Annotated in this window: 6 protein-coding genes; 3 read left to right on the forward strand and 3 right to left on the reverse strand. The window is 32.9% G+C overall.

Features of this window, described 5'->3' with window-relative positions:
• Positions 1-187: 187 nt before the first annotated feature.
• From PF572_05020 to grxD, 3 genes are read left to right on the forward strand one after another with little or no spacing between them, the layout of a single operon-like run.
• Entirely contained in the window at positions 188-1,183 is a 996-nt protein-coding gene (locus PF572_05020) for a 4Fe-4S cluster-binding domain-containing protein (GenBank protein ID MDA3840427.1), read from the forward strand.
• A 12-nt stretch (positions 1,184-1,195) separates the two neighbouring features.
• A complete protein-coding gene (locus tag PF572_05025) occupies positions 1,196-2,977 on the forward strand; it encodes a WD40 repeat domain-containing protein (GenBank protein MDA3840428.1) in 1,782 nt (593 codons plus the stop codon).
• A complete protein-coding gene (gene grxD, locus PF572_05030; GenBank protein MDA3840429.1) occupies positions 2,964-3,275 on the forward strand; it encodes a Grx4 family monothiol glutaredoxin in 312 nt (103 codons plus the stop codon). The genes PF572_05025 and grxD overlap by 14 nt, the downstream gene beginning before the upstream one ends.
• 354 nt (positions 3,276-3,629) lie before the next feature.
• Here grxD and PF572_05035 read toward each other — a convergent pair whose 3' ends face one another.
• The 3 genes from PF572_05035 to PF572_05045 form a co-directional block, all read right to left on the reverse strand.
• Positions 3,630-4,886 carry an abortive infection family protein gene (locus PF572_05035; protein MDA3840430.1) on the reverse strand — a complete coding sequence of 419 codons (1,257 nt, stop codon included), beginning with the start codon at positions 4,884-4,886 and terminating at the stop codon, positions 3,630-3,632.
• Between the two features lie 133 nt (positions 4,887-5,019).
• On the reverse strand, positions 5,020-5,547 hold the full coding sequence (locus tag PF572_05040; protein MDA3840431.1) for a hypothetical protein: 528 nt from the start codon (positions 5,545-5,547) through the stop codon (positions 5,020-5,022).
• Between the two features lie 113 nt (positions 5,548-5,660).
• On the reverse strand, positions 5,661-6,290 hold the full coding sequence (locus PF572_05045) for a hypothetical protein (protein ID MDA3840432.1): 630 nt from the start codon (positions 6,288-6,290) through the stop codon (positions 5,661-5,663).
• Positions 6,291-7,041 lie beyond the last annotated feature (751 nt).

Consider the following 7,041-nt stretch of genomic DNA (forward strand, 5'->3'; position numbering starts at 1 on the left):
ATTATCATATTTTTCAGACATTTTAACCCCAATATCTATTTCCCACATTTTTCTATATCTTTTCTTCATATGAAAGCTTCATAGTGTCAACTGTAACATGGTCGAGTGCATACGATTGCTATTTTAAATATTTTATGTTATAGTATTTAATCGCACATTAACATTTAAATATAGGGAGAGGATGATTATGAAATATATTGATTCTGACAAAATAGCAAAAAGTTTAAGGAATAAACTCGTTGAGTTAAACGCTAAAAAGGTTTTAATTGCAAACCTGACGGAAACAGAAGAGGAAAAGGATAATTACACAAAAGTAAATTGTGATGGTTTTGGCCGTGTAAGAAGCTTCTCTAAATATTCATTACACCTTAGGAATTCACAAAAAGGTAAAAACGAACAAACCAAGCCGCTACTAAGAGGGTGCGCCAACTGTAAAACCCTTTTGGCGCAGGCCTTTCAAATTGCGGGCTGCAATTGGAATTGTTGGTATTGTTTCGTTGATATGTCGCGAAGAACAGCCCAAGTTAAAAATGGGGAGTATCTTTCATCTGATGAACTTATTGACATGTTCCTAACAGTAGAAAAAATCAATGTACTTGATTTAACAGGAGGACAGCCAGACCTTGTACCGGAATGGATTCTTTGGACAATGGAAGAACTTGATAAAAGAAATTTAAGGGACAAGATATTCCTCTGGAGCGACGACAATCTAAGCACTGATTATTTTTGGAGATATTTAACTAGGAAACAAATTGAATACATAAAAATGTTTCCAAAATATTCAAGGACCGGATGTTTCAAGGGTTATGATGAAAGCTCTTTTTCTTTTAACACTGGAGCAAAGCCAGAATTATTTCAAAGGCAATTTGATTTGTTCCAACGTTTAGTTCGGGAAGGCATAGATATGTACGCGTATGCTACGTTTACAAATCAAGATGATATTTATCTGGATAGAAATATAAAACTTTTTGTAGACAAACTGCAGCAGATACATCATAATTTGCCCTTAAGGACAATTCCCCTAAAAATCGTTTCTTTTTCGACAGTTTGCGCATCCAACCATGATTGCGGCAAAACCATAGCTTTCCAATTCGAAGTTTACAACGCTTGGAAAAACGAACTATGTAGCAGATTCAGTGCAAAAGAAATAGAAATGCCATACGAAAAAGTATCATTATCCTAATGGGAGATTAAAATGAGAAGATATTATACTGAAAAGCAAACGCTGAAATGTGGCGATACATCATCACGGAAAGTTGCCGTTTCAAAAGATTATACTTACCTTATTTCCGGACTATGGAACGGTGCAATCTATATTTGGAAAATATCTTCAGGAACAATTTTTCACCAATATACCGAGCATTCCGAAGCAATTACTGATTTAGTTATAACATCTGACAACAAAGTGGTTTCAGCATCCTATGATGGTAATATTTGTATCTGGGATATGAATACGAGCGAAAGGCTTTATAAAACCAAAAAGCTCGGATTAATCAAGAAAATTTTTATATCTGATGACGGTCAATACGCAGGTCTTATTAATTCAAGCAATAGAATTAGGTTTTTAAATCTTAACAGTTTCACAGATGATTTTTCAATATCAACCAAGACAAGGGAAATTACAAGCGTGATTTCCCATAAAAACGGAAGATATTATATTATCGGGTCATTTACGGGCGAAATAGAAATCTGGGACAACCAAAATTCCAGAAGTGTGCTTTCATTCAAAGCCCATAATGATCCGATTACAAATCTAGCAATAGATAAGAGGGGTATATTTTATTCAGCATCCTGGGATTGTATGATAAAGGCGTGGGATATTAGCTGTCTGCCAAGCGTCAAGCAATCGGGAGTTTTAATTGGACATACCAGCTGGATTCTGAATGTTAACTTCGCCGATGATAATACACTAATTTCATGTTCAACGGATAGGACAATCCGAACTTGGGATATTACTAAATACTCAGAAAAGGAAGTACTGTTCGGTCACACTTCTCCTGTTGTATCAATATCTGCGATTCCACCGGAACAAGCCATTATATCAAGTTCTGTCGACCATACTATAAAAATTTGGAGGAAAGAAAAGTCCAAAAAAGACAAACAATTCCATAAAGATTCTGTATGGGGAGTAAAATTCGACCAAAAAAGCGAAACAATAATTTCCTCATCAGCAGACCGATCTGCCGGTTTTCACTGGTTAAACAGTAAAAAACAAAAACGGTTGGATGGCCACCAAAGCTGGGTAAATAATTCTTTTATTTCTTGTGATGGCAATATTGCAATATCAGCGTCTGCTGATAATCAGCTTATGGTGTGGGATATTGAATCAGGCTACCACCTAAACACACTATCTGGACATTCAAGGTGGGTAAATGATGTTGTAATTTCACAGGATAACGTACTAGCGGTTTCAGGCTCGGCTGACTGGACTGTCCGTGTATGGGATTTAAAAAATAAAGTTGAAAAATTCTTATTCACTGGACACAAATGCCAAGTAACCTCAGTTGACTTAACGAGTAATAATTCCCTGGCCATATCCGCCTCTGCAGATCACACGATCAAGATTTGGAGTCTTTACGACCAAAAAAACATTAAAACTTTAATCGGACACAATGGTGCTGTAACATCAATTTCCTTGGCACATGAGGAAAATATCATAATCTCCGGCTCTTTGGATGGTTCGCTTAGATTGTGGGATTTCAAAAACAACGATGAATCAGAAATATTGCAAAACGGCGTCCAAAGAATTTGGAACGTTTCGATAATGCCAAATGCCGAAAAAGCCGTGTCCATTTCCGGAATGTTTATATATCTATGGGATATCAATAATAAAACTTTGTTATATAAACACGCTAATAAATGCATTTTTACAGCCTGCGCTATTTCTCCGGACGGTAAATTGTTTATAGGCGCCGATTTATTCGGTAAAATTCATTTATTCGACACTGAAAAGGAGAAAAAAATTGACACAATATAACGAGGAAGAGATTAAGCAATATGTTCAGGAAAAAAGAATTACCCTCTTCATGAATGGCGAGGAGACAATGCCAAAATGCTGGTTTTCACTTTGCGCAATTGAAATATTAAAAATGTGCAATACTGAATTTCGCGCAATCAATATTTTAGAAAGTCCGACAATGAACGATCTGATCAAAAAATATTCAAGCTGGCCAATGTTTCCTCAACTGTTCATTGACGGTGAATTTATTGGAGGCAGCCACATAATGATTGAGATGTATCAATCCGGAAATCTGCAAAAAATAATTCACAATTAAAACCTTACAAAAATTAAACCAAAAAGGCATTCGTGTAATACTGCGAATGCCTTTTAATTATCCGTAAAAAAGTTCGAATCCCTTATAGAATATTTCTAGAAACAAAAAGTATTTCTACTCATATCAAACAATTTTTTTTGCATTAAAAATCTACTTTCAATCCTTAATTCTTTACTTAAATAAACAGAAACAAGACTTTTTACAATCTTGGTTCATTTTGCTCTCCCCCCAGCTCGGTCTAGAACCAAATATATAGCGACTTTACAAGGGTTTTTGAGCTCTTTATTATAATTAAAATGACGTATATCGGTCAGGATATTAACACAATAAATGGGACAAATGGGACACAGAATACTACTTTTCAGCCTTTGTTTTATCCTTAAAATATTCAACAAATTCAGCGAGACCAATTGACTGATCATTTTCCTTTAATTTTAATTCAATTCTATTAATATCTTCCTGATTTATTCCTCCAGACAAAATATGCATTGCATTAAAAAACCTGTTGCTACTATCAAAAGAATTAATCTCAAAATTATCTATTAGCTCATCTATAAGTAGTCTTATTGAATAGCTGTCAATTTTCTTTATAAAATCTTTTACTTTTTCTTCATTCAGTAAATCATCAATATTCATACTTCTTAAATAATTCCTATAAGACCTATAATGAACAACCTTTTTACTTCTCTCACTATCTAATAGTTTTATAATTTCGTTTAATAACAACTCCCTTTGCTTCACCTGATGATCCATCGTGTCATATAAAAAATCAATAATAACTTTTGCAGAATTCACACAAAGCTTTGCATGATGACGTTCTGGTTTGACTAACCTACGGTGCCTGTCTCCCATCTTATTACTTATACTATCAACCCCATCAACGATAGACACAAAACTTCTTACAATTTGCTTAACACTGTCATTGGAATATTTTTCTGGAGTCAGGTTAAGATGGTTCTTTATCATCTTATAATCACTGATTAAATCTCCACTCTTTTTGAGTTCTTCCTTCTTGATAAGAAAATAAATATCAGCCAAGACATCTTCCATCAATGATCTGGAGTTTGTGATAGCCCCGTCATAGTCTGCATTTTTTATTTTATATTCACATTTTTTCAACTGTTCTAATGCAAATTCTCTAGTAAACCTCTCTTCATGCTCGATGATTATATCATCTTTATCAATTTCAATGGCCTTGAAGATTGCCTTACCCGAAATAAATTTATCTGGGATCAATTCAAAGCCATCATGCAAAAGATGCTGGTTGAATATTTTCAAGACAGACTCAATCTCCTTTTCATCACTCCTTACAACTGGGTGCATGGTTTCACATAAAAACTTTAAAAAATATTCATCATTGCCAAAAAGATTAAGCCTCTTATCATCAATAATCCACCAAAAGTCCCAGTCATAATTATTATAGCGATGCTGAATAATATCTCCTTCCATGTCTGAATATCTATCATCTGTTGTTGGCAACTCGTTCAAGCGATATAGTCTTTTCAAAAAATCTACCTCTTCTAGTTTTCCGTGCCAAAGTAATTCAGGGGATTCAAGTGATCGCAATTCATCAAATATATTCCTTTTTGTAATTTCTGTAATTTTCGTCATATATTCAATCCTTTTATACATACCCTACCATCATGAACCTTAACGTTATGGAGTGGAATACTCTTACTACCTGTTAATTGTCTGAACTTAAAAATACTGTTATTTTTCATAATTTTAATATCTTATATTCTTTTTATACTATAACCTTTTTAATTACCCAGCCACTAAATTTTGCCGAACCATTCTTCCAGCATTTAAAATCATTATTTAAAAAAAATCTTTTTCTTTTTTCAAGTGAACCATATTTACTGTCTTTTTCTAACTCACCTACAATATAATCAATATTATTATCTTTTGATATGTTATCAATTATTGATATTAATTGCCGCCCAATCTTTTTATTTTGATGTCTATTGCATATACTAATATCCAGTATCTCAAGGACTCTTAAACTAAAATTATTTGAAGATTGACAATTATATACATAAAATGAAGATGGATTGATAAGGTTATTTTTTCTGAAAATGAAAACCTGATATGATTTAATATCATCAACATTTATGTTAAATAATTTGAGTCTATTTATTGTAGTTTTACTAAAATCTGAACTTTCTACATTCCGTATTTCGTGAACAATCGGAGAAAAATAAAATGATTTGAAAAATAATATATTTTTAAATCTTATTCTGTATTCATTATCAATTTTTAATTTATTAAACATTTATTAGTTTTTAAATTCTTCCAACTTAAAATTTATCCTATAAAATAAACCTCTGTACCAGTGATTGATTTTATTTATTTCTTGTATTATTTTATCATCAGCGCTCTACAAGGTTAAGTGCTGAGTCTCCACTCCTCATCATCACGAAAACATTTGCCACCCTCTATTTTATTTGGAAGATTAGAAAAAATGTGAACAACAAATTGATGATAATCCTGAAGAATTCCCACTAAATCATTGATCAACATCTCGGTGCCATTAATACAAATTTTCTCATAATTTTCATCTATATCTAAAAAAAGATTACCTCTAAATGCTCTTTCGTAGATATCTTCATCAATATGCTCAATTCTATTTCTTATTGATGATGTTGAATAATTCCTAACTTTATCTGCTAAATCATTATCGGTAACCAGTCTCGACAATTCACTAGACTCTCCCTCTCTATTCTCTAAGAATATACGATTTACAACTTTCATTGCTCTATTGATTGCATTTATACAATTTTCTAAATGATTAATAATATTAAAACGATTTGCTAATTTGTCGCCAGTTTGCAGCTCATCATTAACAAGGTTTTCCATCTTACTGTATTCATCACAGGCCTTGTCTATTAATCTCACTAAAATCCTTATATACATTTTACTTTCATTTTCCAAAAGGACTCTCTCGGCTCCAATTATAATTATTGGAAAAAATCTATTAACTAATTTCCCATCTCTTTCTAGTTTTGTAATCACCATATTTTATTTATTTCTTAACAAACGTTTCAATTATCCTTCTTTCAGTTACTGGAGAAAAATCATCTAATGAAAATTTCTCAAGTGGAGTTAGGCCCAATCCTGCATATTGCAGCACCGGCTATTGGGGTCACGGCTATTGGGGTCAGGTCTAGCTTTCATCCTTTTTATTTATAGTAAATAGTAACAATTTATTATTTTTAATATTTATTACTATTTTCTAATTATATCATAATTTTAAACAAAAAAATCTACTGAGTAATCTCAGTAGATTTTTTATGCTGCTCTCTTTCAAGGGTTGGAACCGTCTCAGTCTAGAACTTTTTTGCTATTTTTTTCGAGTCCTTTTCCCCCTATTAATAAGTGAGGATATTATTTCGCTAACATAAGAGGCGTCTCAGTCTGAAACACCTCTCACTGCACTGCTCGGGAACAAGGATTCGAAGGGCTAGCGCATGTTTCACCAATCGAATGAGTTTATATTATTTCCGCATATTTATACTGCCAAGCAACTATCTTCTCTGTCCTTACATTCAATCCAAAAGAGGCTCTCACCACATTCCACAACCAAAATTAAAACAACCCACAATTGTGGGTTGTTTTAATTTGCTCGGGAACAAGGATTCGAAGCTATCATGGCTTAGTCGAGAGTTCTGTTGTTTTATGCATATTTAGAGATGGAGACCTGTTGCTTTATTGCTTTAATTATCAATGCAAAGTTCTCACCGCATTCCATAAACAAAATAAAAAAGTA

This window comes from Patescibacteria group bacterium (assembly GCA_027858235.1).
GTDB lineage: Bacteria > Patescibacteriota > Patescibacteriia > Patescibacteriales > BM507 > BM507.

Coding starts and splice junctions, on each gene's coding strand:
- PF572_05025 (MDA3840428.1), top strand. CDS start 1,196: ATGAGAAGATATTATACTGAAAAGCAAACGCTGAAATGTGGCGATACA.
- PF572_05045 (MDA3840432.1), bottom strand. CDS start 6,290: ATGGTGATTACAAAACTAGAAAGAGATGGGAAATTAGTTAATAGATTT.
- PF572_05020 (MDA3840427.1), top strand. CDS start 188: ATGAAATATATTGATTCTGACAAAATAGCAAAAAGTTTAAGGAATAAA.
- PF572_05040 (MDA3840431.1), bottom strand. CDS start 5,547: ATGTTTAATAAATTAAAAATTGATAATGAATACAGAATAAGATTTAAA.
- PF572_05035 (MDA3840430.1), bottom strand. CDS start 4,886: ATGACGAAAATTACAGAAATTACAAAAAGGAATATATTTGATGAATTG.